Origin of the sequence: Ramlibacter sp. PS4R-6 (assembly GCF_037572775.1) — a bacterium.
Taxonomy (GTDB): Bacteria; Pseudomonadota; Gammaproteobacteria; order Burkholderiales; family Burkholderiaceae_C; genus Ramlibacter.
This window is the reverse complement of record NZ_JBBHKA010000001.1, coordinates 1,154,617-1,178,044: the sequence shown is the minus strand read 5'-3', so window position 1 is coordinate 1,178,044 and position 23,428 is coordinate 1,154,617. Positions and strand designations below refer to the sequence as shown.

The window sequence follows — 23,428 nt, the reverse complement described above, 5'->3', positions numbered from 1 at the left end:
GGAAACCGCTGATTTTACGGGCGGGCTTCCTCGCGCCTGCGCCACACGCCCGCGGCCGCCGCCGCGAGGCCCAGCAGCCACAGCGGCAAGAGCCCGAAACGCGCGAGCCACGACACATAGGGTGTGGTCGTCGTGCGCCCCTCGACGTCGCCCGCGAGCACGCCGCGCGTGAGCCGCGGCAGCTGCTGCGTGACGGCGCCGCGGTGGTCGACGATGGCCGTGGCGCCGGTGTTGGTGGCGCGGATCACGGGCCGGTCGAATTCGATCGCGCGCATGCGGCTGATCGCGAGATGCTGGTCGATCGCGACGGAATCGCCGAACCACGCGATGTTGCTCATGTTCACGAAGATGGTCGGGGCCTGCGCCGCGTCGGCGAAGCGCGCCGCCAGCTCCTCGCCGAACAGGTCCTCGTAGCAGATGTTGGGCGCCAGGCGCTCGCCGGCCCACGCGAAGGCGGGCTGCGCCAGCGCGCCGCGGTTGAAGTCGCCCAGCGGGATGTTCATCAGGCGCGTGAACCACTTGAACAGCGGCGGGATGAACTCGCCGAAGGGCACCAGGTGGTGCTTGTCGAAGCGGTATTGCGGCGCGCCGGGTGCGAAGCCCAGCACCGAGTTGGAATAGCCTTCCTCGAAGCTGCCCAGGGGAATGCCGACCAGCGCCGCCTGCGAGCCTTGCGCGAAGCGCTTGGCCATCGCGTCGAGGTAGCCCTCGGGCAACTGTTTCGGCAACAGCGGGATCGCGGTTTCGGGCGTGACGACCAGCGGTGCGGTGGCCGCGTTGAGCTGCTCGCCATACCACTGCAGCGCGGCGGGGATGCCCTTGCCGCCCTCGAACTTCTCGTCCTGCGGGATGTTGCCCTGGAGCAGTGCGACGGCGAGCTTCTTGTTGCCCGGCGCGGTATCACCGGGGCGGGCGACGAAGTTGCAAGCCGCGAGCAAGGCGGTCGCGGCGCCGACGACGATCCACGAGCGCCACGACGTGCGGATCGAGGGCTGCACCAGCGCGGCGAGCCAGTACGCGAGGAACGCGGCAACCGCCGCGATGCCGTACACGCCAATGAAAGGCGCCAGCGCCGCAAGCGGCCCGTCGACGTGCGCATAGCCGCTGGCGCCCCACGGGAAGCCCGTGAACACCGTACCGCGCAGGAGCTCCGCCAATAGCCACGCGCCCGCGAACGCCAGGCTTTGCAGCAGCGGGTGGCGCGGGCGCGCGAGCCGCAGCACGGCGCCGGCCAGCACGTAGTCGAGCGCGAGGAAACCCGCCAGCAGCAGCACTGCGGCGGCCGCCAGCGGCGACGCGAGCCCGCCGTACACGTGCATGGAGATGAACAGCCACCAGAAAGTGCCCGAAAGCCAGGCCGTCGCGAAGATCCACGCGAGGACGGCGGCGCGGCGCCACGTCTGCGCGTGCTGCACGACGCCGGCCAGCACGGCGAGCGAGAGCAGTTGCAGCCACCACTGCGGCTGGCCGTTCCACGGCGCGGCGATGGACGCGGCTTGCGCGAGCCCCGCCAGCAGCGCGGCGATGAAGGGAACGAAGCGCACTAGCCCGAGGCGTCTTCGGTGCTGGCCGGCGACACCTTGAACCAGCGCACCGCGCCGCCCTTGGTGTGCAGCACCACGAAGTTCAGGCCCGCCAGCTCGATGTGCTCGCCGCGGCGCGGCACGTGCCCCATCTCGTGCGCGATCAGGCCGCCGATGGTGTCGAAGGCCTGCGCCTCGTCGCTGGGGTTGATGGGGACGCCGAAGGCCTCGGCCACGCGCTCGGGCGAGGTGTCGCCGCTCACGCGGTAGGTGCGGTCGGCCAGGCCGAAGATGTCGCCCTCGTCCTCGGCGATGTCGAACTCGTCCTCGATCTCGCCGACGATCTGCTCCAGCACGTCCTCGATGGTGACAAGGCCGGCCACGCGGCCGAACTCGTCGATGACGACGGCGAGGTGGTTGCGGTTGCCACGGAACTCGCGCAGCAGGTCGTTGAGGCCCTTGCTCTCGGGAATGAAGGACGCGGGGCGGAGCAGCGCGCGGATGTTGAGCTCGGGCGCGCGCTGCAGCTTGAGCAGGTCCTTGGCCAGCAGGATGCCGATGATGTTCTCGCGCTCGCCCTCGTACACGGGAAAGCGCGAGTGCGCCGTGTCGATCACTTCCTGCATCAGCACGTCCATCGGCGAGTCGATGTTGATCAGGTCCATGCGCGGCGCGGGGACCATCACGTCGCCGGCGGTGAGCTCCGCCATGCGGATCACGCCCTCGAGCATCACGCGCGACTCGGGACCGATGATGTCGTTGTCCTCGGCGTCGGCGAGCGTCTCGATCAGCTCGGCCTTGGAATCGGGTCCGGGGTGGATGAACTCCGCGATCTTCTGGAAGAAGGTGCGCTTGTCTTCCTTGCTGTCGGAAGGTCGCGCCGGATGCGGGTCGGACACAGCTGGGCGTGCAGGACGTGCGGTCGTTGGGGGACCGATAGGATAGCCCAAAGGCTTCTCCGCCCCGTGACAGGCGGTGCGGTGCCCGGCTCAGCTGCCGGACTTGTGGCGGCCGTCGCGCACGCCCTGGCGCACTTCCTGCACGCCGGACAGGAACGACCAGAAGCGCTGTGCCTGCTGCTTGAGGCGGTAGTCGGTCTGCGCGACCTGCTCCTCCACCATCTCCGCGATGCGCGTGTCGAAGGTGGCGGGCGGCAGCTTCAGGTAGGCGTCGGCTTCCGAGCCCATGTGCTGCACTTCCGCGCCGGCCTTGCGCGCGATGTGCAGCATGGCGCGGTTTTCCGACAGCGCGTGCACGAAGAGCATGTCCACGCCTTCGTTGCGCGCGTGCATGACGGCGCGTTCGAACAGCCGCTGGCCGAAGCCCTTGCCGCGCGCCTTGCGCAGCACGGACACGCCGAACTCGGCGCACGACTGCATCTCGGGGTCCTGCGAGTACGCGAGGTGCGCCATCGCGATCAGCTCCAGCTTGCGGTTGTAGATGCCGAAGATGTCGTCGCGGTCGAAGTCGATCTTGTCCACGTATGCGTCAATGTGCTCGTCGCGCGCGGCGTAGCCGAAGCGGAGGTAGCGGTCCTCCGGCTCCAGGGCTTTCAGGTGGTCTGCGATGCGTTGCCGGTGCCCGGGGCCGAGGGACCGGATGGGCACGACGACGAGGGGCGACTGGACGGTGGGTTGGTCAGTCATGCCCCCAATGTACGGGTTTCCCCTAGGGAGGCAAGTCCACAGGGTCGATTCGGCTGAGCAGCAGGTACTACTACGTAGGCGAGTGCCCACTAAAGCGGGAGCGCCGTTGTGGCCTTGACGCGGTCGAGCACGAAGCTGGTCTTGCAGTCCTGGACCGAGGGGTGGCGCAGCAGCGTTTCCATCATGAAGCGGCTGTAGTGGGCCATGTCCGTGACGACCACGCGCAACAGGTAGTCCATGTCGCCGGTGAGCGCCACGCACTCCACCACCTCGGGCCAGGTCTGTACCGCGCCGCGGAACAGGTCCATCGGGTTGCGCTTGTGCGTCTCGCTGTGCTTTTCCAGGCGCACGTTGAGGTAGGCCGTGAGCCCCAGCCCCACCGACTCGGGCGGCACCAGCGCGACGTAGCGCGCGATCACGCCGGCATCCTCCAGCCGCTTGACCCGCCGCAGCACGGCGCTGGCCGACAGGCCGACCTGCCCACCGATCACATCGTAGGTTTGCCGGCCATCGGCCTGCAGCAGGCGCAGGATCGCCTTGTCGAGCTTGTCCAATGTTTCAGCTGCGGCCATGACGCAGGATTATTGCGTTAACCCGCACCTTTGCGCCTCCGGACGACCAAAAAATGAGGGCCTGCCGTTCTACAGTGGCGCATGGAAAAGACAACCACTTGGGACAACCCCATGGGAACCGCCGGCTTCGAGTTCATCGAGTACGCCGCGCCGGACCCCAAGGCGATGGGCGAGCTCTTCGAGCGCATGGGCTTCAAGGCCATCGCGCGCCACCGGCACAAGAACGTCATCCTGTACCGCCAGGGCGGCATCAACTTCATCATCAACGCCGAGCCCGACTCGTTCGCGCAGCGCTTTGCGCGCCTGCACGGGCCGAGCATCTGCGCCATCGCCTTCCGCGTGCACGACGCCAAGGCCGCGCACGAGCGCGCGATCTCGCTCGGCGCGTGGGGCTACGCGGGCCAGGCCGGCCCGGGCGAATTGAACATCCCCGCCATCAAGGGCATCGGCGATTCCATCATCTACTTCATCGACCGCTGGCGCGGCAAGAACGGCGCGAAGGACGGCGACATCGGCAACATCGGCTTCTACGACGTCGACTTCGAGCCGCTGCCCGGCATCGACTCGCGCGAGGCGCTCAACCCGCGCGGCTACGGCCTGACCTACATCGACCACCTCACGCACAACGTGCACCGCGGCCGCATGAAGGAGTGGAGCGACTTCTACGAGCGCCTGTTCAACTTCCGCGAGGTGCGCTACTTCGACATCGAGGGCCAGGCCACCGGCGTGAAGAGCAAGGCCATGACCAGCCCCTGCGGGATGATCCGCATCCCGATCAACGAGGAAGGCAACGAGACCTCGGGGCAGATCCAGGAATACCTGGACCGCTACCACGGCGAGGGCATCCAGCACATCGCGCTGGGCTCGGACAACCTCTACGACACCGTCGATGCGCTGCAGCTAGCAGGCGTGAAGCTGCTGGACACGAGCGACACGTACTACGAGCTGCTGCCCAGGCGCATCCCGAAGCTCGCGGAAGACGTCGAGGCGCTGAAGCAGCGCAACATCCTCGTGGACGGCACGCCCGGCGAGCTGCTGCTGCAGATCTTCTCGGAGAACCAGCTGGGCCCGATCTTCTTCGAGTTCATCCAGCGCAAGGGCAACGAGGGCTTCGGCGAAGGCAACTTCAAGGCGCTGTTCGAGACGATGGAACTCGACCAGATGCGCCGCGGCGTGCTGCCCGCGAAGGCAGGCGAACCAGCAGCGTGAACTCGCGCAGGCCGTAGCCCTGCACGACCTCGACACCGGCGCCGAATTCGCCGGCGCAGAACGCGGCCCACGTCGCCGGGCGCGTGCGGTACAGGCCTTCGAGCGGCTCGACGCCGGGCCGCGGCGGCAGGATGAAGTTGACGGCGAAGGCGCGGCGGCTGGCGCGCGCCAGCTCGCGCAGCGTGTCCTTCACGTACCCGCGCCACACGCGCGGCGAAAACCCGAGCTGCACGTTGAACACGCCGCTGGCGACCGAGTAGTCCGCCACGCGCGGCAGCGTGGCCGACACATGGAATGCCGCATGGCGGTCCTGCTGGCGCGCCGCCGCGATCATGCGCGGCGAAACGTCGACGCCCAGGTAATCGACCGGCCCGGGAAGGCGGCTGCGCACGAACGGCAGCAGCGCCCCGTACCCGCACCCCAGGTCGTTGAGCGAAAACGCACCGCGAGCGCGCACCACCTTCAGCAGCTGCACGAATCGCAGCTGCTGCGTGGGCTCGCAGGTCCAATCCACGCCCCAGGGCGTGGCGCCGTGCTCGCGCACCCTCTCTTCGTAGTAGGCCGCGACGGCGCCCCACGCGGCATCGTTCCGCAACGTCATCTTCTCCACTTACACTCGTGTTTCATTTTGCAACGAGGAGCGGGACGTGGGCTATTTCATGAAGCACAACGACATCCTGATCGGCAGCATGCTCGATCAGCTGAACCTGCGGTTCGCGCCGCCGCAGGGCCGGGAGAAGACGTACGGGGGCATCGAGGAGATGGCCGCCCTGCAGAAGGAATTCGTGATCTTCAAGAAGGGCCGTCCCTTCGCCACCAGCGTGGCGGTGCTGAACCTCGCCGCGTACAACAACGACGCCAAGAACCACTGGCACGACCTGCTGGGCAACCTGGAGCGCCACAAGTCCAACCGCGGCAAGCTCAACGGCGACGAAGCCATCGTCGATGCGCTGGTGAAGAACCTCGCCGCCAAGAAGCCGATGCCCGTGTACTTCACGTCGCACGACATGCGCGCCGGCGGTGCCGACGCGAAGAAGGTGCTCATCACCGAGAAGGGGCGCCCGGTCTTCTACATCGAGCGTGACTACCTCGTCATCTCGCTGCCGATGAAGCCCTGGGACGGCGAGGAGCCGGCCCAGGCGAAGGCCGCGAAGAAGGCGGCCAAGCCCGCGAAGGCCAAGAAGAAGAAATAAGCCGCCACCGCGGCGCGAGCGCAGGGGCCCGGCGGCCTGACGCCGGGCCGGCCTGCGCTTCTTTTTTGATACCCTCGTTCCTCCACCCGCAGCATCCCCGAGGAAGGCAAGAGCATGGAAGACTGGACGTCCGGTTACGTCGCCGAGATCGGCTACACGTACGGCTACTACCGGGAACTCAATCCAGTCGCCGCGCGCTTCGCGCTGATGGTGGCGGGGCTGGTGCCGCCGAAGTTCGAGAACGCGTGCGAACTGGGCTTCGGCCAGGGCGTGAGCGTCAACATGCACGCGGCCGCCGGCCCCGCGCGCTGGTGGGGCACGGACTTCAACCCCGGCCAGGCCGCCTTCGCGCAATCGCTGGCGCAGGCCTCGGGCTCGCAGGCGGTGCTCTCCGACGACGCCTTCGAGGAGTTCTGCGTCCGCACCGACCTGCCCGACATGGACTACATCGGGCTGCACGGCATCTGGAGCTGGATCAACGACGCCAACCGGAAGGTCATCGTCGACTTCGTGCGCCGCAAGCTGAAGGTGGGCGGCGTGTTCTACGTCAGCTACAACACGCAGCCCGGCTGGTCCGCGGCGGCGCCGCTGCGCGAGCTGTTCACCGACCACGCCGAGACGCTGGGCGCGCCCGGGCAGGGCATCGTCGCGCGCGTCGATGCCGCGCTGGCCTTCACCGAGCGGCTGATGGCCACCAACCCGCGCTACCTGCAGGCCAACCCGCAGGTGACCGAGCGGCTCAAACGCATCACCTCGCAGGACCGCCACTACCTCGCGCACGAGTACTTCAACCGCGACTGGGAGCCGATGTCCTTCGCGAAGATCGCCAAGTGGCTCGCGCCGGCGAAGCTCACCTTCGCCTGCTCGGGCGATTTCCTCGACCACGTCGACTCACTGCATTTCACGCCCGAGCAGCTGGCCCTGCTCAACGAGATCCCCGACCCGCGCTTCCGCCAGTCGGTGCGCGACTTCTGCCTCAACGCGCAGTTCCGGCGCGACTACTGGGTGCGCGGCCCGCGCCCGCTCGCCGGCGCCGCCCACCGCGAGGCCATCGACGAGCAGTGGGTGGTCCTGAGCAAGAACGCGGCGGACATCTCGCTGAAGCTCGGCGAAGCGAAACTCAACGAGGCGATCTACAAGCCGCTGATCGAGGAGATGGCCGACGGCAAGCCCAAGCGGGTGGGCGACCTGGCGCGCGCGCTGGTGCCCAAGGGCGTGCAACTGCCGCACCTGATCCAGGCCCTGGTGGTCCTGGGCGGCAAGTCGGACCTGCAGCCCGCGCAGGTGCCCACGGAAGCGATCCGGCGCACGTCCACCGCGCTGAACCGGCACCTGATGAACCTGTCGCGCAACGAGGCGACGGTGCAGTTCCTCGCCAGCCCGGTGACGGGCGGCGCGTTCCCCGTGCCGCGCTTCGACCAGATCTTCCTCGCGGCGATCACCGAAGGCGTGGATTCGGTGGACGGCTGGGCGCGCCATGCGTACCAGGAAATCTCGCGCCACGGCCAGCAGCTGCTGAAGGAAGGCAAGCCGCTCACGACGGAGAAGGAAGCCGTCGCGCACCTGCGCGACATGGCCAATGAATTCGGGACCCGGCGCCTGCTGGTCTACAAGGGCCTGGGCCTGGCCTGACGCTTACTTCTTGGCGGGCTCGGGATGCGCGGTCGTTTCGACGCCGTGCTTCTCACCGCCCATGTCGATGTTGTCGGCCTTGCTGACGACGAAGATGGCGAACGCGGCGAACGCCACGAAGCCGACGGCCAGTTTCCACATGATGTTGTCTCCGGGGTGTGCTGTCCGGCGGATTCTGGGCGGCCGCCCTTGCGGGCGGCTTACGCCGGTGCTCAGCCGGGCAGCAGGACGTGGTCCACCACGTGGATGACCCCGTTGGACTGGTAGACGTCGGACGTCGTCACGACGGCGCCGTGGCCTTTCGCGTCCTCGATCACGACGTCGCTGCCGCGCAGCGTCGCGGTGAGGGTCCCGCCGCTGGCCGTCTTCAGCATGGCGCGGCCGCCGCCGGCGCGGATCTGCTGCGCGAGCGCCGCCGCGTCGATGCGCCCCGGCACGACGTGGTAGGTCAGCACCTTCACCAGCATCGGCTTGTTCTCGGGCTTCAGCAGGGTGTCCACGGTGCCGGCCGGCAGCTGCGAGAACGCGCCGTTGGTCGGCGCGAACACGGTGTACGGCCCGGGGCCCTTGAGCGTGTCGACGAGGCCCGCGGCCTTCACGGCGGCGACCAGCGTCGTGTGGTCCTTCGAGTTGACCGCGTTGTCGACGATGTCCTTCGACGGGTACATGGGCGCGCCGCCCACCATCTTGGTTTGCGTCATCGGGTCCGGCGACGACATGCCGCCGGCCATGCCCATGTGGCCGCAGGCGGAAAGCGCCAGCGCGAGGCCGGCGAGCGCGAAAGAGGTCTTGCGTTGCATGTGCTGTGTGCTCCTGGAAGGGCGAGATGGCCCTTCACCAGTACGCAGCGCGTGCGCCGCCGGATTCGGCTCAGGTGGTGGGCACGAGCGCGCCCTTGAACAGCACCGGGCCCGTGGGGCCCTTGTCGCCCGCCACCCCGCCCTTGGGCTCCAGGCTGATCGCCAGCGCGGGAACTTCGCGCACCTGGCCTTCGGCGGCCGTGAGCTTCACCGTCGCACCCTGCGGCAGCACCCCCAGCGATCGCGGCGCGCTGCCCGGCGGCAGCGCCCACAGCTGCAGCGATTTCTCCGCGCCTTCGTCGAAGCCGCCGACGCGCTTGAGCGTGAGCGTGCCGTGCTTGGGGTCGAAGGTCACGAGCATCGCCGGCGCCGCGCGCTCGTCGGCCAGCATCGCGACGTAGCGGATGTCGGGCGCGGCCTGCAAACGCAGCACCAGCGAGATGGCGACGGCGAGCGCCGCCACCGAGGCGAAGGCGCCGGCCAGCGCGAACCCGCGCCATGGCGTGGTGCGCGCGGCGCCTTGCCGCTGCGCGCGCTCGCGGTCGAGCTGCAGGCGGATGCGCTTCCACACATTGGGGCTGGGCTCCTCGCCCGGTTGCAGTTCGGTCATGGCGGCCAGTCGCTCCTGCCAGGCAATGGCGAGTGCGCGCAGCGTCGGGCTGCGGCGCGCCTGCGCTTCGAAGCGGCGGCGCGCGCCGCCGCGCAAGGTGCCCAGGCCGTAGGCGGCGGCCAGGCGGTCGGCGAGTTCGGGATGGCGCATCAGGTCCATGGCCGCCCCTTCACGCGTAGCGCGCCATGCAGCCGCGCAGCTGCTCGATGCCGCGGCGGATCCAGGTCTTGACGGTGCCCAGCGGCAGCTTCAGCTGCGCCGCGAGCTCGCCGTGCGACAGGTCGCGCAGGTAGGCAAGGCTCAGCACCTCGCGCTGGCGCGCCTCGAGCTTGCGCAGGCATTCGTGCAGCGCCCACGCCTGCTCGCTCGCCTGCGCCGTGTCCATGGGGCTTTCGCCGCCGTCGGGCAGGGTGTCGCTCAGCGCTCCCTCCAGCGGTTGCGCGGTGTCCAGCCGCTCGGCCTGGCGCCGGCGCAGGAAATCGAGCGCGCGGCTGCGCACGATCACGCCCAGCCATGCCAGCGGCGGCGACAACGACTGGCGGTAGTTCGCCGCGATGCGCCACACGTTCAGGTAGGCCTCCTGCAGGATGTCTTCGGCCCATTCGCGGTTGCCGGCCACGCGCAACGCGACGCCGTACAGGCGCCGGGAGGTCAGTTCGTAGAGGCGCCGGAAGGCATCCTCGCGCGCGGCGAGCGGGCGCGCGCCATCCGCGATGCAGGCCAGCAGCCCGATGAGCACACCGTCGAGTTCGTCGTCCATGAAGCTCCTACGCAGCAGCCGCCGAACCGGATTCAAACCGGGCCGGTGGGAGCCGGTTATTTGTTGACGCGGGCGACGGCCGCCGGGATCGCGCCCACGCCCTGCCACTGGGGCGAGTCGAACCATACGTCGCCTTCCAGCCAGGCGCGCAGCATCGGGAGCGCATCGACGCCCCAGAACACCTGGCCGTCCACGACCAGGGTGGGCACGCCGAACGCGCCGCCCGCGAGCGCATCGTCGGTGTTGGCCTTCAGCTGCGCCTTGACGTCGTCGGCGCCGGGATCGCGCTTGGGGGCCAGTTGCGCCTTCAGCGTTTCGATGCGCGCGGAATCGGCCGCATCGGCCCCGCCGCGCCACACATGGCGAAACACGGTCTCGGCCACGTAGCGGTTGATCGCGCCGCCTTCGCCGCAGGCCACCGCCAGGCGCAGCAGCGCGAGCGGGTTGAACGGGTGCGCCGCCGGCATGTCCAGCGGGATGCCGTGCGTGCGCGCGAACCACTGCACCTGCCGGTAGGTCCACTCGCGCTTGCCGCGGATCTCCGCCGGGCCCAATTGCCCATGCGCTTTCAGGAACGCGGCGAACAGCACGGGCCGGTACTCCACCTCGTACGAGCAGCCCTGCAGCGCCTGCGGCAGCCGCTCGAAGGCGAGGTACGCATACGGCGAGATGAAGTCCAGGTAGAACGTGATGCGCTTCATGCGGCTTCCTCCTCGATGCGTTTGGCCAGCAGCGCCCACACCTCGCGCTTCTCGCCGTCGCCCATGCGGCCCCAGGCCGCGACCTCGTCGAGCGTGCGCAGGCAGCCCAGGCACAGCTCGCCGCGCGCATCCATGCGGCACACCGAGATGCAGGGCGAAGGCACGTCCTCGCCGGTGCCCGCGGCCACGATGCGCGCGCGCTGGGCCAGCAGCTCGCGCGGCGACATCAGGGCGCGGGCTCCTGCACCACGTCGGCGACGGGCGCGCCGGTCAGGCGCTCGAGATCCTGCGGCCGGAGCTTGAACACGCCGTGCGGATGGCCCGCCGCCGCCCAGATCTCCTCGAAGCGGAACAGCTCGCGGTCGATGAGCGTCACCGGCGGCGACGCATGCGCGATCGGCGACACGCCGCCGATGGAGTAACCGGTCTTGGCCTTGACGAAGTCGGCGTCGGCGCGGCCGGTCTTGCCGACGATGGCATCGACTTTCTTCTCGTCGACGCGCCGGTCGCCCGACGTGATGACCAGCACTGCCGCATCGTCCGCCTTGCGGCGGAAGATGATGCTCTTGGCGATCTGCCCGACGCGGATGCCCAGCGCGTCGGCGGCCTGCTGCGCGGTGCGCGCCGCGTCGTCCAGCATCACCGGCGTGTGCGGATGGCCGTTGTCCTGCAAGGCGCGCGCCACGCGCTGCACGCTCTCCGGAAGTTGCGCGTCTCCCATCAGCCCGCCCGCTTGTTCAGGATGGCCGTGGCCGCGCGCGAGTTCGGCTTGCGCTGCAGGTGGTCGCTGATGTACTTGCCCGCGTCGATCAACTTGTCGAGGTCGATGCCGGTCTCGATACCCAGGCCGTGCAACATGTAGACCACGTCCTCGGTCGCCACGTTGCCGGTCGCGCCCTTGGCGTACGGGCAGCCGCCGAGACCCGCGCACGAGGTGTCGAACTGCCAAATGCCCATCTCGAGGCACGCCATGGTGTTGGCCAGCGCCTGGCCGTAGGTGTCGTGGAAATGGCCCGACACGTCGTCGATGGCGTAGTGCTTCAGTGCCGCTTCCATCGCGCGCTGGACCTTCAGCGGTGTCCCCACGCCGATGGTATCGGCCACGCCCACGTGCTGCACGCCGATCTCCTTCATCAGCCGGGCCACCAGTTCGACACGCTCGGGCGCAATCTCGCCTTCGTAGGGGCAGCCGACCGCGGTGGAGATCGCACCACGCACGTGGATGTTCTTCGCTCGCGCCGCCTCGACCACCGGCGCGAAGCGCTCGATCGACTCCGCGATCGAGCAATTGATGTTCTTCTGGCTGAAGGCTTCGCTCGCGGCGCCGAACACCACGATCTCGTCGGGCTTGGACTCGACGGCGGCCTCGAAGCCCTTCATGTTGGGCGTGAGCACCGAGTAGCGAACGCCGGGCTTGCGCCGGATGCCGGCCATCACCTGCGCGTTGTCGGCCATCTGCGGCACCCACTTGGGCGAGACGAAGCTGGTGACCTCGATCTCCTTCAGGCCGGCGTCCTGCAGCAGGTGCACCAGCTGCACCTTGACCTCGGTGGGCACCGGCTGCTTTTCGTTCTGCAAGCCGTCGCGCGGGCCCACGTCGACGAGCTTGGCCTTGCTGGGGAGCTTCATGGCGTCAGTATCCTCTGTTGCGGTCGACCACGCCGGCAATGGGTTCTCCGCGCTCCAGGGCGAGGATCTTGCCGGCGATCTGCGCCACGCTCTCGTCGCGCAGCGTGCGCGCCGAGGTGTGCGGGGTGATCGTCACCTTCGGGTGCTTCCAGAACGGATGGCCTTCGGGCAGCGGCTCGGTGCGGAAGACATCCAGCGTCGCGCCCGCCAGGTGGCCGTCGTCCAGCAGCGCGACGAGGTCCTCCTCGACCAGGTGCGCGCCGCGCGCCACGTTGATCACGTAGGACTGCGGCATGAGCCGGCCGAGCGTGCGGCGGTTCATGATGCCTTCAGTCTCGGGCGTCAGGGGCAGCAGGCACACCAGCACGCGCGTGCCGGCGAGGAACTCGTCGAACTGCTCCGCGCCCGCGAAGCAGCGCATGCCCGGCACCTGCCTGGGCGTGCGGCTCCAGCCGCGCAACGGGAATTCGAAATGCGCGACGGCTTCGGCGACGCGCTGCCCCAGCACGCCCAGGCCCATGATGCCGACCGGGAACTCCTCGCGCCGGCGCGGCTTGCGGAAGGACCAGGTGCCTTGCGCGACGTCGCGCTCGTACACGTCCAGCTCGCGGAAGTAGCGGATCACCGCGTGGCACACGAACTCCGCCATCTGCACGGCCATGCCGCCGTCGTCGATGCGCACGATCACCGCCTGCGGCGGCGTCCGCATCTCGAGCAGCGCGTCGACACCCGCGCCCATGTTCATGATGGCCTTCAGGCGCGGCTGCTCGTCGAAGAGCTGCTGCGGCGGGCGCCACACCACCGCGTAGTCGGCGGGCGCGGCGCCCGGCTGCCACTCCTGGACCTGCGCCTGCGGCAAGGCAACGCGAAAGGCCTCCAGCCAGGGCTGGACCTTGGTCTGCGTGGCACTGAAGACGATGCGCATGGAAGACGCTGGATCCCGGCCTACGCCGGGATGGCACTCAGTCGCAGAAGTTCTGCTCCTTCGGCCACCTGGTCCCCCGGCGCGTACAGCAATTCCTGCACTGTGCCGTCGGCCGGCGCGGCGATGGTGTGCTCCATCTTCATCGCCTCCATCACCGCCAGGGGCTGGCCCTTGCTCACCTTGTCGCCGGCTTTCACCGCAAAGGAGATCACCTTGCCCGGCATGGGCGCGGTGAGGCGGCCGACGTCGGCCGCGCCTTCGCCCGCGTGCGCGAGCAGGTCGAGCGCGAGGATCGAGGCCGCGCCGCGCGGCGTGAAGACATGGTCCATCTCGCCGCTTGCGTACACCGACGCGGTGAAGCGCTCACCGGCGAAGTGGACGTCGATCGCCTCGCCCTGCCGCTCGAACGACAGCGCGCCGGAGACATTGCCGACCGTGAGCGCCAGCGCGCCGTCGTGCAGGTAGGCCAGCGTCGCGGCGGCATGCTCGCCGCCGAACTCGAATTCGAAGCGGCGCGACGCGACGCCGTGCGAGCGCCAGCCGTCGCGGCGGCTGAACGGGTCCCGGCCCTCGCCCGCGCGCTCGGCGACGAGCGCCTGCGCGATCGCGGCGGCCGCGGCCTGCGCCAGCGAGACCGGCTGCTGGTGGAACAGCACCGCCGCCTCGCGCTGGATCAGCGCGGTGTCCAGGTCGGCCTGCGCGAACGAGCGGCTCTTCACCACGTGCCGCAGGAACTGCACGTTGGTCGCCACGCCGACGATGTGGGTGCGCGCCAATGCCTCGTCCAGCCGCGCCAGCGCCTGCTCGCGCGTGTCGCCATGCACGATCAGCTTGGCGATCATCGAGTCGTAGAACGGCGAGACCGCATCGCCTTCGCCGAAGCCGGTGTCCAGGCGCACGGCCCCGCGCTCGAAGGCGACGTGTTGCGGCCAGCGCGCGACCTCCAGCCGCCCCGTGGCCGGCAGGAAGTTGTTGTCGGGGTTCTCGGCGCAGATGCGCGCCTCGATCGCGTGGCCGCGGATCGCCAGCTGCTCCTGTTTCAGCGGCAGTGGCTGGCCGGCCGCGACGCGCAATTGCCATTCGACGAGGTCCAAGCCCGTGATCGCCTCGGTGACGGGGTGCTCGACCTGCAGGCGCGTGTTCATCTCCATGAAGAAGAAGTTCATCTCGCCCTTGCCGCGCTGCTCGACGATGAACTCCACGGTCCCCGCCCCGACGTACTTGACCGCGCGCGCCGCGGCCACGGCCGCATTGCCCATCTGCTCGCGCATCGCCTGCGTCATGCCGGGCGCGGGCGCTTCCTCCAGCACCTTCTGGTGGCGGCGCTGCACCGAGCAGTCGCGCTCGAACAGGTAGACGTAGTTGCCCTGCGTGTCGCCGAACACCTGGATCTCGATGTGGCGCGGGCGCTGCACGTACTTCTCGACCAGCACGGCGTCGTCGCCGAAGCTGTTGGTGGCCTCGCGCTTGCACGACTGCAGCGCGGCGAGGAAGTCCTCGGCCTTGTCGACCGCGCGCATGCCCTTGCCGCCGCCGCCGGCGCTGGCCTTGATCAGCACGGGGTAGCCGATGCGGTCGGCTTCCTTCTGCAGCAGCGCCGGGTCCTGCGCCGCGCCGTGGTAGCCCGGCACCAGCGGCACGCCGGCCTTTTCCATCAGCTGCTTCGATTCCGCCTTCAGGCCCATCGCCTGGATGGCGGAGGCCGGCGGGCCGATGAAGACCAGCCCCGCATTGGCGCAGGCCTGCGCGAACTCCTCGTTCTCCGACAGGAAGCCGTAGCCCGGGTGGATCGCCTGTGCGCCGGTCGCTTTCGCCGCATCGATGATGCGCTCCCAGCGCAGGTAGCTGTCCTTGGGCGCGCTGCCGCCGATGTGCACGGCTTCGTCGCAGGCGGCCACGTGCTTGGCGTTGGCGTCGGCGTCCGAGTAGACGGCGACCGTGCGGATGGCCATGCGCCGCGCCGTCGCCGCCACGCGGCACGCGATCTCGCCTCTATTTGCGATCAGGATCTTGTTGAACATACGAGAGCTTCGGCGCATGGCCGGAGAAGAAGTCGACGAGCCTGCGCGCGACCAGGCGCAGGAACTTGAACAGCAGGGCGAGCAGCAGGATCGCCAGCGCGATCGACAGCAGCAGCACGAAGGCGAAAGCGACCGGATGCGTCGCCGACAGCCACAGCATGAAGACGACGAGGCCGTCCTCCAGCAGCGACACGCCGAGGTTGGAGAAGGGCTCGGGCGAGGTATTGACCGCCGCGCGCGTGGTGAGCTTGGTCACGTGGCTGGTGGCCGCGAGGCTGCCCCCGAGGATCGCGGCGATCCATCCCATCGCGGGCCCGTCGGCGCCGAGCGCGCCCGCCGCCAGCGCCGCACCGGCCGGGATGCGGATCACCGTGTGCACCATGTCCCACAGCGTGTCGACGTAGGGGATCTTGTCGGCGAAGAACTCGATGAAGCACATGAAGCCGCTGGCCGCGAGCACGCCCGGGTGCTCCAGCACCTTCAGGCCCTGCGGCAGGTCGATGAGGCCGAAGTGGCCGGCCAGGCCGGTGAGCAGCACGACTGCGTACAGGCGGATGCCGCTGGCCCAGCCCAGCGCCGCGGCCAGTGCCAGCAGTTGCGGCGTGTCGATCAGGTGGCCCATGACGGCTTGCGCTTGCCCAGGAAGGACTGGATGCCTTCGCGGCCTTCGTCGCTCACGCGGATGTCGGCGATGCCCTTGACCGTGCGCTCGACCAGCACGTGGTCGATCTCGCGGTCGGCGACGTCGTGCACCAGCTCCTTGCACGCCTTCACCGCTGCGGGGCCGGCGGCGACGAGCGCTTGCGCGATCTCGCTCACCTTCGCGTCGAGCTCCCCGGCCTTCACGACCTCGTGCACGAAGCCGATGCGCAGCGCTTCGCCGGCGTCGAAGCGCTCGGCCGTGAGGAAGTAGCGGTGCGCCGCGCGCGGCCCCATCGCGCGGATCACGTAGGGGCTGATGGTCGCGGGTATCAGGCCCAGCTTCACCTCGCTCAGGCAGTAGTTCGCGGTGTCCACCGAGATGGCGATGTCGCACGCGGCCACCAGGCCCATGCCGCCCGCGTAGGTGTCGCCCTGCACGCGCGCGATGGTCGGCTTGGGGCACCGGTAGATCACGCGCAGCATGTTGGCCAGCGCCTTGGCGTCGTCGAGGTTCTCCTCGTAGGAGTAGCTCGCCATGCGCTTCATCCAGTTGAGGTCGGCGCCGGCGCAGAAGGCCGCGCCGTTGGCCGCGAGCACGATGCAACGCACCTCGCGCCGCTCGCCGTATTCGGCGAAGACGCCGGACAGCTCCCCGATCACCTCGTCGTTGAACGCGTTGCGCACGTCGGGGCGGTTGAGCGTGACCGTCGCCACGCCCGCGTCGAATGCCAATTGCAGGTGTTTCATTGCGCGACTTTTCCTTCCGGCCAGACGACCTTGTCGTCCACAGAGTACAGCTTGCACTCGCCCTTGTGTTGCCGCGCGCAGTTGTCCAGCGCGCGCTGCAGCGGGTCGCCGTCGCCGTTGGCCCAGCCCCAGGCGCCCTGCTCCGAGATCGCGAAGGCGCGCGGCATCTCACGGCCGAGGTAGCTCTTGTAGCCCTCGCGTCCGGACTCCTTCACGTGCGGCAGCTTCGTTTCGTCGAGCACCGACGCGAAGTTGGTGGCGGGCGGCGCCGGCGTGGCCGGCTTCGCGGCGAACTTGACGGCCACGGCCGTGGTCTCGAAGGGCAGGCCCACCTGCTGCAGGAACTTCGTCACTTCCGGTTCCCAGATCTTCGCGCCGGCCTGCGAATTGAAGAGCCCGTGCGCGTCGGTGCCGAAGCTGCCGAAGGCCACCAGCCGCATGTTGGCGCCGCCGGCCTTGTACTTGTCGGCCATCGCCTGCCAGGTCGGCACGTCCCAGTAGCTGTCGTTGTCGCCGTAGAACCAGAGCGAAGGCAGCGTCGTTTCTTTCGCGTAGTCGCCGGCGCCGTTGGCCAGTTGCTCCTTCCACTGGAAACAGCCTTCCTGCCGCAGCCCGCCCGCGAAGTTCACCAGGCCCTTCACGCCGGGATACTTCAGCGCGCCGAACGCCAGCGTGGTCCAGCCGCCGTGCGACTGGCCCACCACCAGCAGCTGGTCCTTGATGGCCCAAGGCTGCTCGCGCACCCAGTCGAGTGCGGCCTTCACGTCCTCGGCCTGCAGGCGGCCGTTGGACTCGACGTGGCAGCCCGCGATGTACGAGCCGCCGGATTTCGAGAAGCCCTGCCGCATGGGCACGACCACCGCGTAGCCGCGCTGCAGGAAGTAGCGCGCGGCGCGCCCCGGGCGGTAGCGTCCCTGGAAGCGCGGGTTGCCGTCGGCCTTGCCGTGGTTGATGACGACCACCGGGAACGGCCCGTCGCCCTCGGGCTTGTACAGCGTCGTCTCGAGATCGATGGTGAACAGGGCCCCCTTCTTGGGGATGGTCACCACCGACTCGTTCAGCAGGTTGTCCAGCTGCAACGTCTGCGCATGCAGCGGCGCGATGAACAGGGCGAGCAGCAGGGCGAACAGGGCACGCATCGTCAGGTCCTCCGTCAGTAGCGCTTGGCCACTTCCTCCAGCATCACTTCGGTCGCGCCGCCGCCGATGGCCAGGACGCGCGCATCGCGCCACAGCCGCTCGATCGCCGTTTCGCGGATGTAGCCCATGCCGCCGTGGAACTGCTGGCAGGCCTGCACGACCTCGTTCACCAGCTCGCCCGTCAGCGCCTTGAGCATGGAGACGTCCTGCACGATGTCGTGGCCCTGCGTGACGCGCCAGGCGCAGTGGTACATGAACTGGCGTGCGGCGCGCGTCTTGGCATCGAGCATGGAGATGCGCTGGCGGATCGTCTGCTGGTCCCACAGCGGCCCGCCGAAGGCCGTGCGCTGGCGCACGTAGTCCAGCGTGAGCTGCAGCGCGCGCTGGCAATGCCCCACCGCCATCGCGGCCAGCGCGATGCGCTCGGTCTGGAAGTTCTTCATCACCGAGTAGAAGCCCTTGCCCTCCTCGCCCAGCAGGTTGTCCGCCGGGATGCGCACGTTGTCGAAGACGAGTTCGGCCGTGTCGGACGACAGCCAGCCGGTCTTCTTCAGCGCGCGGCCCACGGTGAAGCCCGGCGTGCCCTTCTCGACGATGAACATCGACATCTCGCGCTTGCCCGCCCCGGTCTTCGCCGCGACGAAGTACAGGTTGGCGTGCACGCCGTTGGTGATGAACATCTTGGTGCCGTTGAGCACCCACTCGTTGCCGTCGCGCTTCGCCGTCGTGCGGATGCCGGAGACGTCGGAGCCTGCGCCCGGCTCGGTGATCGCGACCGCCGTGACCAGCTCGCCGGCGATCACCCGCTTCAGGTACTTCTCCTTCTGCGCCGCGCTGCCCGCGTGGTGCAGGTGCGGGCTCGCCATGTCGGTGTGGACCAGCACGGTGATGATGAAGCCGGCATAGGTCGATTGCGAGAGCGCCTCGGCGAAGACCAGGTTGGTCAGCGCGTCGGCCTCGGCGCCGCCGTATTGCGATTCGTACATCAGCCCGAACAGGCCCGCCTCGCCCATGCGCTTGAGCACCTCGCGCGGCACATGGCCCTGCTCTTCCCACGCGTCGGCGTGCGGCTCGACCTCGCGCGCGATGAACTTCGCGACCTGCTCGCGCAGCAGCTCGTGGTCGTGGGTGAGGTAGATGCTGTCCATCACATGCGGAACACGCCGAACTTGGGCTCGCCGATCGGCGCGTTCATGGCGGCCGACAGGCCCAGCGCCAGCACGCGGCGCGTGTCGGCCGGGTCGATCACGCCGTCGTCCCACAGGCGCGCGCTGGCGTAATAGGGATGCGACTGGAAGGCGAACTGGTCCAGCAGCGGCTGCTTGAACGCGGCTTCTTCTTCCGCGCTCCACTTGCCGCCCTTGCCTTCGATGCCGTCGCGCTTGACCGTGGCCAGCACGCTGGCCGCCTGCTCGCCGCCCATGACCGAGATGCGCGCGTTCGGCCACATCCACAGGAAGCGCGGCGAGTACGCGCGGCCGCACATGCCGTAGTTGCCGGCGCCGAAGCTGCCGCCGATGATCACGGTGAATTTCGGCACGCTGGCGGTGGCCACCGCCGTCACCATCTTCGCGCCGTGGCGCGCGATGCCTTCGTTCTCGTACTTGCGGCCCACCATGAAGCCGGTGATGTTCTGCAGGAACACCAGCGGGATCTTGCGCTGGCAGCACAGCTCGATGAAGTGCGCACCCTTCTGCGCGCTTTCGGAGAACAGGATCCCGTTGTTCGCGATGATGCCCACCGGCATGCCCTCGATGTGCGCGAAGCCGCACACCAGCGTCGTGCCGAAGCGCGCCTTGAACTCGTGCATCTCGCTGCCGTCGACCATGCGCGCGATCACCTCGCGCACGTCCCAGGGCTTGCGCGTGTCCTGCGGCACCACGCCGTAGATCTCCTTCGGGTCGTACTTCGGCGGCTTCGGCTCGCGCACGTCGGCCGGCCACTGCTTGCGCGCATCGAGCGTCGCCACGGCTTGCCGCGCCAGCGCCAGCGCGTGCATGTCGTTCTGCGCCAGGTGGTCGGCCACGCCCGACAGGCGCGTGTGCGCATCGCCGCCGCCCAGGTCCTCGGCCGAGACGATTTCGCCGGTGGCCGCCTTCACCAGCGGCGGGCCGCCCAGGAAGATGGTGCCCTGGTTCTTGACGATGATGGTCTCGTCGCTCATCGCCGGCACGTACGCGCCGCCCGCGGTGCACGAGCCCATCACCACGGCGATCTGCGCGATGCCTTGCGCGGAGAGATTCGCCTGGTTGTAGAAGATGCGGCCGAAGTGGTCGCGGTCGGGGAACACCTCGTCCTGGTTCGGCAGGTTGGCGCCGCCCGAGTCGACGAGGTAGATGCACGGCAGGCGGTTCTGCGCGGCGATCTCCTGCGCGCGCAGGTGCTTCTTCACCGTCATCGGGTAGTAGGTGCCGCCCTTCACCGTGGCGTCGTTGCACACGATCATGCATTCGACGCCCGACACGCGGCCGATGCCCGTGATCACGCCCGCCGAGGGCGCGTCGCCGTTGTACATGTCGTGCGCGGCCAGCGGCGCGATCTCCAGGAAAGGCGTGCCCGGGTCGAGCAGCATCTGCACGCGGTCGCGCGGCAAGAGCTTGCCGCGCGCGGTGTGCTTGGCGCGCGCCGCCTCGCCGCCGCCGGCCGCCGCCTTGGCCACCTGCGCCGCCAGGTCTTCCACCAGCGCCCGCATGGCCTGGGCGTTGGACTGGAATTCCGCAGACCGCGGGTTGAGCTGGCTCTCGAGGATGGGCATGGTCGTCTCCTCGCACGATGGTAGCGCCGCGGGCCGTCACCGGAGGGTATCCGGCAGGTTGCAAATCGTGCCAGCTACACTGGGGCCTGCCATGGCCACCGCCGTCCCCACCGCCGCCACCCCGATGGCCTTCGCCCGCGTGATGGCGCAGGCAATGGCTCGCGGCGGCGTGAACCCGGCCGAGGCCCTGCGGGCGGCACAGATCACGCCAGCGCAGCTGGCCAAAGCCGATGCGCGGATCACCTCCCTGCAGATGGAGCTACTGTCGGGCGCGGCGATGCAGGCGCTGGACGACGAAGCGCTGGGCGCCTTCGGCCGCAAGCTGCCCTGGGGCAGCTACGGGATGCTGGCGCGCGCCTCGCTCAGCTCGCCCAACCTCGGCGTCGCGATCAAGCGCTGGTGCCGCCACCATGGGCTCATCGCGGCGGACATCCGCATCGGCCTGCAGCAGCAGGGCGACACAGCCGTGATCGCCATCGAGGAGCTCGCCAACCTGGCGCGCCACGGCGCCGGCGCGCGGGAGTTCTGCCTGGTGCACGTGCTGCGCAACATCCATGGCCTGGCGTGCTGGTATGTCGACTCGCGCATCCCGCTGGCCGCCGCGCGCTTCCCGTTCCCGCAGCCGCCGCATGCCGACGCGTACCGCCACATGTTCCCGGGCGGGCGCATCGAGTTCGACGCGCAGCAGGCGCTGGTCGCCTTCGACGCGCGCTACCTGGCGCTGCCGCTGCGCCGCGACGAGAAGGCGCTGCGCCAGATGCTCAAGCGCGCCCTGCCGCTCACGGTGCTGCAGTACCGGCGCGACCGCCTGCTGGTCGAGCAGGTGCGGCAGGTACTCGTCTCGCACGCGGAGCAGGCGCACAGCGCGGCGCACATCGCGCGCCTGCTGCACGTGTCGCCGCGCACCTTGCATCGCCAGCTGAAAGACGAGGGCGCGAGCCTGCAGCAACTGAAGGACGAGACCCGGCGCGAGCGCGCCAGCGACCTGCTGTTCCGCACCGAAAAGCCGGTGAAGCAGGTCGCGGCGGCCGTGGGCTTCCGCAACGAAAAGAGCTTCATCCGGGCGTTCCGCCAATGGACCGGGACGTCGCCGGCGGAGTTCCGCGGCCAACGCTGAGGCACGGGCCCCGGTGCCGCGCCGCCCGCCGATAGCGCGCGGCGTGGGCCGACGACCCGGCAACCTCTCCCATTCCTACAGCCGGGGCAGGGCCCCGGACGCACCATGCCTCCAAGTGCAACGTTTGTCGGATTGCACGCCCAACGGAGTCAAATCCATGAAGTTCGCCCTTCTCTGCGCCGCGGCCCTGCTGGCCGCACCCGCCCTGGCCGACGAGCTGGTGGCCAGCAACGGGCAGGACTCGGTCCGGCTTTCGGACAAGCCCTGCACGAGCGAGCCGGTGCTGCAGCGCCTCACGCCGAAGTTCCGCGAGCTCATGCGTGACGCCAATGCGGTGGTCAACGGCCAGCCCTTCCGGGCGTGCTGGATCGTCGACGGCGACTCCGCCCACCTGCTCTACGAAGACGGGGACCAGGGCCTGATCCCCCTCACCGACTTCCGCCAGCCGAAGCGCGCCTGATCAGCGCGTGAAGAACACGTACTGCGCGGCGTAGGGCACGCGCACGGTCTCGCCGGCGTTCTGCGTCGAGCACGCCTGGGCCGGCGCCGACCCGCCGACCGTCTCCAGCCGCTGGATGCTGGTGACGTTGCCGAAGGTGCCTTGCGGCGCCGCCGGCCGCGCCTTCAGCAGCAGCCACGGGATCGAATCGGGCGACTTCGCCGGCGCGCGGCCCGCGACCTGCGCCATCACCTTGCTGCCATCCAGCGCTTCCCAGGTCGGGCCGCCGTAGTGGCGGCCGGCGCGCTGGCCGGCGCTGTCGTAGAGATCGGCCTCGGGCCCGACGAAGCCCCATTCATGCTGCACGGGGTTGTCGCGCGACTGGCGGCACTGGTACACCTGCACGCCCGCGGCGTTGAGCGTGAGCGACACGCGCTCCGCCGAGCTGGGCTGCAGGACCTGGCGCGACTCGGCGCAGGCGCCGAGGGCGAGTGCGGTGGAGGCCGCGATGACGAACGATTTCATGCGCGCTCTCCTCAATCCACGGTGACGACGACTTCGAGGTACTCGGCCGGCACCACCAGCGACGAGGGGCCGCCGACGTTGTTCTTCTCGAGCAGCTCGATGAGCGCGCGGTGCATCTTGGCCTTGCCGGCCTCGTCCAGGGCCGCGAATGCCTTGTGCGTCGGGCCGTAGTAGTCGCGGAACACTTGCACCCAGTGCTCGGCGGACTGGTAGCGGAAGTTGAAGATGCGCCGCGCCATGCGGATCGTGCCTTCGCCGCCGAACAGCTCCTCGATGCGCGCCTCGTCGCCCCATTGCATCGGCGACTTCAGGCCCGCGGGCGGGGGCACGAAGGAGCCCACCACCTTGAACAGGTCGCCCAGGAAGCCTTGCGGCGTCCAGCTGGCCAGGCCGATGCGGCCGCCGCGGCGCACGACGCGCAGGAGCTCCGCGGCGCAGCGCGGCGCGTCGGGTGCGAACATCACGCCGTAGGTGGACAGCGCCACGTCGAAGCTCGAGTCCTCGAAGGGCAATTGCTCGGCGTCGGCGGTGCGGAAGGTGACTTCCAGGCCTTCGGCGGCGGCGCGCGCGGCGCCCTTCTTCAGCAGCTCAGGCACGTAGTCGGTGGACGTGACTTGCGCGAAGCGGCGCGCGGCGGCCAGCGTGGCGTTGCCGTTGCCGGCCGCGACGTCGAGCACGCGCTCGCCGGCGCGCACGTCGGCGGCTTCGGCCAGCGTCTCGCCGACGATCTGCAGCGTCGTGCCGATGACGGCGAAGTCGCCGCTGGCCCAGGTGGCCTGCTGCTTCTGCTTGATGGCGCCGAAATCGGTGCCGGGGGCCGTGGTGGTGGTGGTGGTCATGGTG

Annotated in this window: 27 protein-coding genes; 5 read left to right on the top strand and 22 right to left on the bottom strand. The window is 69.3% G+C overall.

Annotated features, from left to right (window positions below; genetic code table 11):
* Positions 1–14 precede the first annotated feature (14 nt).
* The 4 genes from lnt to WG903_RS05790 form a co-directional block, all read right to left on the bottom strand.
* The gene (gene lnt, locus WG903_RS05805; RefSeq protein ID WP_340073275.1) at positions 15–1,544 is read right to left on the bottom strand and encodes an apolipoprotein N-acyltransferase; all 1,530 of its coding nucleotides are present in this window, start codon (positions 1,542–1,544) and stop codon (positions 15–17) included.
* Positions 1,544–2,422, bottom strand: coding sequence for an HlyC/CorC family transporter (locus tag WG903_RS05800; protein ID WP_340073274.1), 879 nt, complete (start codon positions 2,420–2,422; stop codon positions 1,544–1,546). The genes lnt and WG903_RS05800 overlap by 1 nt, the downstream gene beginning before the upstream one ends.
* 90 nt (positions 2,423–2,512) lie before the next feature.
* Positions 2,513–3,169 carry a GNAT family N-acetyltransferase gene (locus WG903_RS05795; RefSeq protein ID WP_340073273.1) on the bottom strand — a complete coding sequence of 219 codons (657 nt, stop codon included), beginning with the start codon at positions 3,167–3,169 and terminating at the stop codon, positions 2,513–2,515.
* A gap of 89 nt (positions 3,170–3,258) precedes the next feature.
* Positions 3,259–3,741 carry an Lrp/AsnC family transcriptional regulator gene (locus tag WG903_RS05790; RefSeq protein ID WP_340073272.1) on the bottom strand — a complete coding sequence of 161 codons (483 nt, stop codon included), beginning with the start codon at positions 3,739–3,741 and terminating at the stop codon, positions 3,259–3,261.
* Between the two features lie 81 nt (positions 3,742–3,822).
* Between WG903_RS05790 and hppD the strand changes: the two genes are divergently transcribed.
* Positions 3,823–4,950, top strand: coding sequence for a 4-hydroxyphenylpyruvate dioxygenase (gene hppD, locus WG903_RS05785; protein ID WP_340073270.1), 1,128 nt, complete (start codon positions 3,823–3,825; stop codon positions 4,948–4,950).
* Here hppD and WG903_RS05780 read toward each other — a convergent pair.
* Positions 4,868–5,551, bottom strand: a complete 684-nt coding sequence (locus tag WG903_RS05780; protein ID WP_340073269.1) for a class I SAM-dependent methyltransferase — start codon at positions 5,549–5,551, stop codon at positions 4,868–4,870. The two genes, hppD and WG903_RS05780, sit on opposite strands and share 83 nt — an antisense overlap.
* A 46-nt stretch (positions 5,552–5,597) precedes the next feature.
* On the opposite strand from WG903_RS05780, the gene WG903_RS05775 reads away from it, so the two are divergent.
* Positions 5,598–6,143, top strand: a complete 546-nt coding sequence (locus WG903_RS05775; protein ID WP_340073267.1) for a hypothetical protein — start codon at positions 5,598–5,600, stop codon at positions 6,141–6,143.
* A gap of 114 nt (positions 6,144–6,257) precedes the next feature.
* Entirely contained in the window at positions 6,258–7,775 is a 1,518-nt protein-coding gene (locus WG903_RS05770; RefSeq protein ID WP_340073266.1) for a methyltransferase regulatory domain-containing protein, read from the top strand.
* Between the two features lie 3 nt (positions 7,776–7,778).
* Here WG903_RS05770 and WG903_RS05765 read toward each other — a convergent pair whose 3' ends face one another.
* The 15 genes from WG903_RS05765 to WG903_RS05695 all read right to left on the bottom strand — a co-directional run bounded on the left by WG903_RS05765 (position 7,779) and on the right by WG903_RS05695 (position 20,504).
* Positions 7,779–7,916, bottom strand: coding sequence for a hypothetical protein (locus tag WG903_RS05765; RefSeq protein ID WP_340073265.1), 138 nt, complete (start codon positions 7,914–7,916; stop codon positions 7,779–7,781).
* A gap of 71 nt (positions 7,917–7,987) precedes the next feature.
* A complete protein-coding gene (locus tag WG903_RS05760) occupies positions 7,988–8,575 on the bottom strand; it encodes a fasciclin domain-containing protein (protein WP_340073264.1) in 588 nt (195 codons plus the stop codon).
* Between the two features lie 70 nt (positions 8,576–8,645).
* The gene (locus tag WG903_RS05755) at positions 8,646–9,344 is read right to left on the bottom strand and encodes an anti-sigma factor (RefSeq protein ID WP_340073263.1); all 699 of its coding nucleotides are present in this window, start codon (positions 9,342–9,344) and stop codon (positions 8,646–8,648) included.
* 10 nt (positions 9,345–9,354) lie between these two features.
* The gene (locus WG903_RS05750; RefSeq protein ID WP_340073262.1) at positions 9,355–9,945 is read right to left on the bottom strand and encodes an RNA polymerase sigma factor; all 591 of its coding nucleotides are present in this window, start codon (positions 9,943–9,945) and stop codon (positions 9,355–9,357) included.
* 56 nt (positions 9,946–10,001) lie between these two features.
* Positions 10,002–10,646 carry a 2-hydroxychromene-2-carboxylate isomerase gene (locus tag WG903_RS05745; RefSeq protein ID WP_340073261.1) on the bottom strand — a complete coding sequence of 215 codons (645 nt, stop codon included), beginning with the start codon at positions 10,644–10,646 and terminating at the stop codon, positions 10,002–10,004.
* The gene (locus WG903_RS05740; protein ID WP_340073260.1) at positions 10,643–10,873 is read right to left on the bottom strand and encodes a DUF1289 domain-containing protein; all 231 of its coding nucleotides are present in this window, start codon (positions 10,871–10,873) and stop codon (positions 10,643–10,645) included. The genes WG903_RS05745 and WG903_RS05740 overlap by 4 nt, the downstream gene beginning before the upstream one ends.
* The gene (locus WG903_RS05735; RefSeq protein WP_340073259.1) at positions 10,873–11,367 is read right to left on the bottom strand and encodes a YbaK/EbsC family protein; all 495 of its coding nucleotides are present in this window, start codon (positions 11,365–11,367) and stop codon (positions 10,873–10,875) included. Before WG903_RS05735 ends, WG903_RS05740 begins: the two co-directional genes overlap by 1 nt.
* The gene (locus WG903_RS05730; RefSeq protein ID WP_340073258.1) at positions 11,367–12,275 is read right to left on the bottom strand and encodes a hydroxymethylglutaryl-CoA lyase; all 909 of its coding nucleotides are present in this window, start codon (positions 12,273–12,275) and stop codon (positions 11,367–11,369) included. Before WG903_RS05730 ends, WG903_RS05735 begins: the two co-directional genes overlap by 1 nt.
* A 4-nt stretch (positions 12,276–12,279) precedes the next feature.
* The gene (locus tag WG903_RS05725) at positions 12,280–13,200 is read right to left on the bottom strand and encodes a 2-hydroxyacid dehydrogenase (protein WP_340073257.1); all 921 of its coding nucleotides are present in this window, start codon (positions 13,198–13,200) and stop codon (positions 12,280–12,282) included.
* Between the two features lie 20 nt (positions 13,201–13,220).
* Positions 13,221–15,221 carry an acetyl/propionyl/methylcrotonyl-CoA carboxylase subunit alpha gene (locus tag WG903_RS05720; protein WP_340073256.1) on the bottom strand — a complete coding sequence of 667 codons (2,001 nt, stop codon included), beginning with the start codon at positions 15,219–15,221 and terminating at the stop codon, positions 13,221–13,223.
* On the bottom strand, positions 15,193–15,843 hold the full coding sequence (locus WG903_RS05715; protein WP_340073255.1) for a DUF4126 domain-containing protein: 651 nt from the start codon (positions 15,841–15,843) through the stop codon (positions 15,193–15,195). Before WG903_RS05715 ends, WG903_RS05720 begins: the two co-directional genes overlap by 29 nt.
* Positions 15,831–16,610: an enoyl-CoA hydratase/isomerase family protein gene (locus WG903_RS05710; RefSeq protein ID WP_340073254.1), complete on the bottom strand. Its 780-nt coding sequence runs from the start codon at positions 16,608–16,610 to the stop codon at positions 15,831–15,833. The genes WG903_RS05715 and WG903_RS05710 overlap by 13 nt, the downstream gene beginning before the upstream one ends.
* On the bottom strand, positions 16,607–17,749 hold the full coding sequence (locus tag WG903_RS05705) for a dienelactone hydrolase family protein (protein WP_340073253.1): 1,143 nt from the start codon (positions 17,747–17,749) through the stop codon (positions 16,607–16,609). The genes WG903_RS05710 and WG903_RS05705 overlap by 4 nt, the downstream gene beginning before the upstream one ends.
* Before the next feature lie 14 nt (positions 17,750–17,763).
* Positions 17,764–18,897, bottom strand: coding sequence for an acyl-CoA dehydrogenase family protein (locus tag WG903_RS05700; RefSeq protein WP_340073252.1), 1,134 nt, complete (start codon positions 18,895–18,897; stop codon positions 17,764–17,766).
* Positions 18,897–20,504 (bottom strand): carboxyl transferase domain-containing protein, encoded by a 1,608-nt coding sequence (locus WG903_RS05695; protein WP_340073251.1) that lies wholly within the window; start codon positions 20,502–20,504, stop codon positions 18,897–18,899. The genes WG903_RS05700 and WG903_RS05695 overlap by 1 nt, the downstream gene beginning before the upstream one ends.
* Positions 20,505–20,595: 91 nt before the next feature.
* Between WG903_RS05695 and WG903_RS05690 the strand changes: the two genes are divergently transcribed.
* Complete coding sequence (locus WG903_RS05690) at positions 20,596–21,621, top strand: AraC family transcriptional regulator (RefSeq protein ID WP_340073250.1); 1,026 nt, start codon at positions 20,596–20,598, stop codon at positions 21,619–21,621.
* A 157-nt stretch (positions 21,622–21,778) separates the two neighbouring features.
* Positions 21,779–22,081, top strand: a complete 303-nt coding sequence (locus WG903_RS05685) for a hypothetical protein (RefSeq protein WP_340073249.1) — start codon at positions 21,779–21,781, stop codon at positions 22,079–22,081.
* Here WG903_RS05685 and WG903_RS05680 read toward each other — a convergent pair whose 3' ends face one another.
* Both WG903_RS05680 and WG903_RS05675 read right to left on the bottom strand, forming a co-directional pair.
* A complete protein-coding gene (locus WG903_RS05680) occupies positions 22,082–22,585 on the bottom strand; it encodes a DUF3455 domain-containing protein (protein ID WP_340073248.1) in 504 nt (167 codons plus the stop codon). It abuts the gene before it with no gap.
* 11 nt (positions 22,586–22,596) lie between these two features.
* Positions 22,597–23,424 (bottom strand): class I SAM-dependent methyltransferase, encoded by an 828-nt coding sequence (locus tag WG903_RS05675; RefSeq protein WP_340073247.1) that lies wholly within the window; start codon positions 23,422–23,424, stop codon positions 22,597–22,599.
* Positions 23,425–23,428: the final 4 nt, after the last annotated feature.

Bases quoted from the DNA above. Each gene is read 5' to 3' on its own strand.
- WG903_RS05795 (WP_340073273.1), bottom strand. From the start codon at position 3,169: ATGACTGACCAACCCACCGTCCAGTCGCCCCTCGTCGTCGTGCCCATC.
- WG903_RS05790 (WP_340073272.1), bottom strand. From the start codon at position 3,741: ATGGCCGCAGCTGAAACATTGGACAAGCTCGACAAGGCGATCCTGCGC.
- hppD (WP_340073270.1), top strand. From the start codon at position 3,823: ATGGAAAAGACAACCACTTGGGACAACCCCATGGGAACCGCCGGCTTC.
- WG903_RS05780 (WP_340073269.1), bottom strand. From the start codon at position 5,551: ATGACGTTGCGGAACGATGCCGCGTGGGGCGCCGTCGCGGCCTACTAC.
- WG903_RS05770 (WP_340073266.1), top strand. From the start codon at position 6,258: ATGGAAGACTGGACGTCCGGTTACGTCGCCGAGATCGGCTACACGTAC.
- WG903_RS05765 (WP_340073265.1), bottom strand. From the start codon at position 7,916: ATGTGGAAACTGGCCGTCGGCTTCGTGGCGTTCGCCGCGTTCGCCATC.
- WG903_RS05760 (WP_340073264.1), bottom strand. From the start codon at position 8,575: ATGCAACGCAAGACCTCTTTCGCGCTCGCCGGCCTCGCGCTGGCGCTT.
- WG903_RS05755 (WP_340073263.1), bottom strand. From the start codon at position 9,344: ATGGACCTGATGCGCCATCCCGAACTCGCCGACCGCCTGGCCGCCGCC.
- WG903_RS05750 (WP_340073262.1), bottom strand. From the start codon at position 9,945: ATGGACGACGAACTCGACGGTGTGCTCATCGGGCTGCTGGCCTGCATC.
- WG903_RS05745 (WP_340073261.1), bottom strand. From the start codon at position 10,646: ATGAAGCGCATCACGTTCTACCTGGACTTCATCTCGCCGTATGCGTAC.
- WG903_RS05740 (WP_340073260.1), bottom strand. From the start codon at position 10,873: ATGTCGCCGCGCGAGCTGCTGGCCCAGCGCGCGCGCATCGTGGCCGCG.
- WG903_RS05735 (WP_340073259.1), bottom strand. From the start codon at position 11,367: ATGGGAGACGCGCAACTTCCGGAGAGCGTGCAGCGCGTGGCGCGCGCC.
- WG903_RS05730 (WP_340073258.1), bottom strand. From the start codon at position 12,275: ATGAAGCTCCCCAGCAAGGCCAAGCTCGTCGACGTGGGCCCGCGCGAC.
- WG903_RS05725 (WP_340073257.1), bottom strand. From the start codon at position 13,200: ATGCGCATCGTCTTCAGTGCCACGCAGACCAAGGTCCAGCCCTGGCTG.
- WG903_RS05720 (WP_340073256.1), bottom strand. From the start codon at position 15,221: ATGTTCAACAAGATCCTGATCGCAAATAGAGGCGAGATCGCGTGCCGC.
- WG903_RS05715 (WP_340073255.1), bottom strand. From the start codon at position 15,843: ATGGGCCACCTGATCGACACGCCGCAACTGCTGGCACTGGCCGCGGCG.
- WG903_RS05710 (WP_340073254.1), bottom strand. From the start codon at position 16,610: ATGAAACACCTGCAATTGGCATTCGACGCGGGCGTGGCGACGGTCACG.
- WG903_RS05705 (WP_340073253.1), bottom strand. From the start codon at position 17,749: ATGCGTGCCCTGTTCGCCCTGCTGCTCGCCCTGTTCATCGCGCCGCTG.
- WG903_RS05700 (WP_340073252.1), bottom strand. From the start codon at position 18,897: ATGGACAGCATCTACCTCACCCACGACCACGAGCTGCTGCGCGAGCAG.
- WG903_RS05695 (WP_340073251.1), bottom strand. From the start codon at position 20,504: ATGCCCATCCTCGAGAGCCAGCTCAACCCGCGGTCTGCGGAATTCCAG.
- WG903_RS05690 (WP_340073250.1), top strand. From the start codon at position 20,596: ATGGCCACCGCCGTCCCCACCGCCGCCACCCCGATGGCCTTCGCCCGC.
- WG903_RS05685 (WP_340073249.1), top strand. From the start codon at position 21,779: ATGAAGTTCGCCCTTCTCTGCGCCGCGGCCCTGCTGGCCGCACCCGCC.
- WG903_RS05680 (WP_340073248.1), bottom strand. From the start codon at position 22,585: ATGAAATCGTTCGTCATCGCGGCCTCCACCGCACTCGCCCTCGGCGCC.
- WG903_RS05675 (WP_340073247.1), bottom strand. From the start codon at position 23,424: ATGACCACCACCACCACCACGGCCCCCGGCACCGATTTCGGCGCCATC.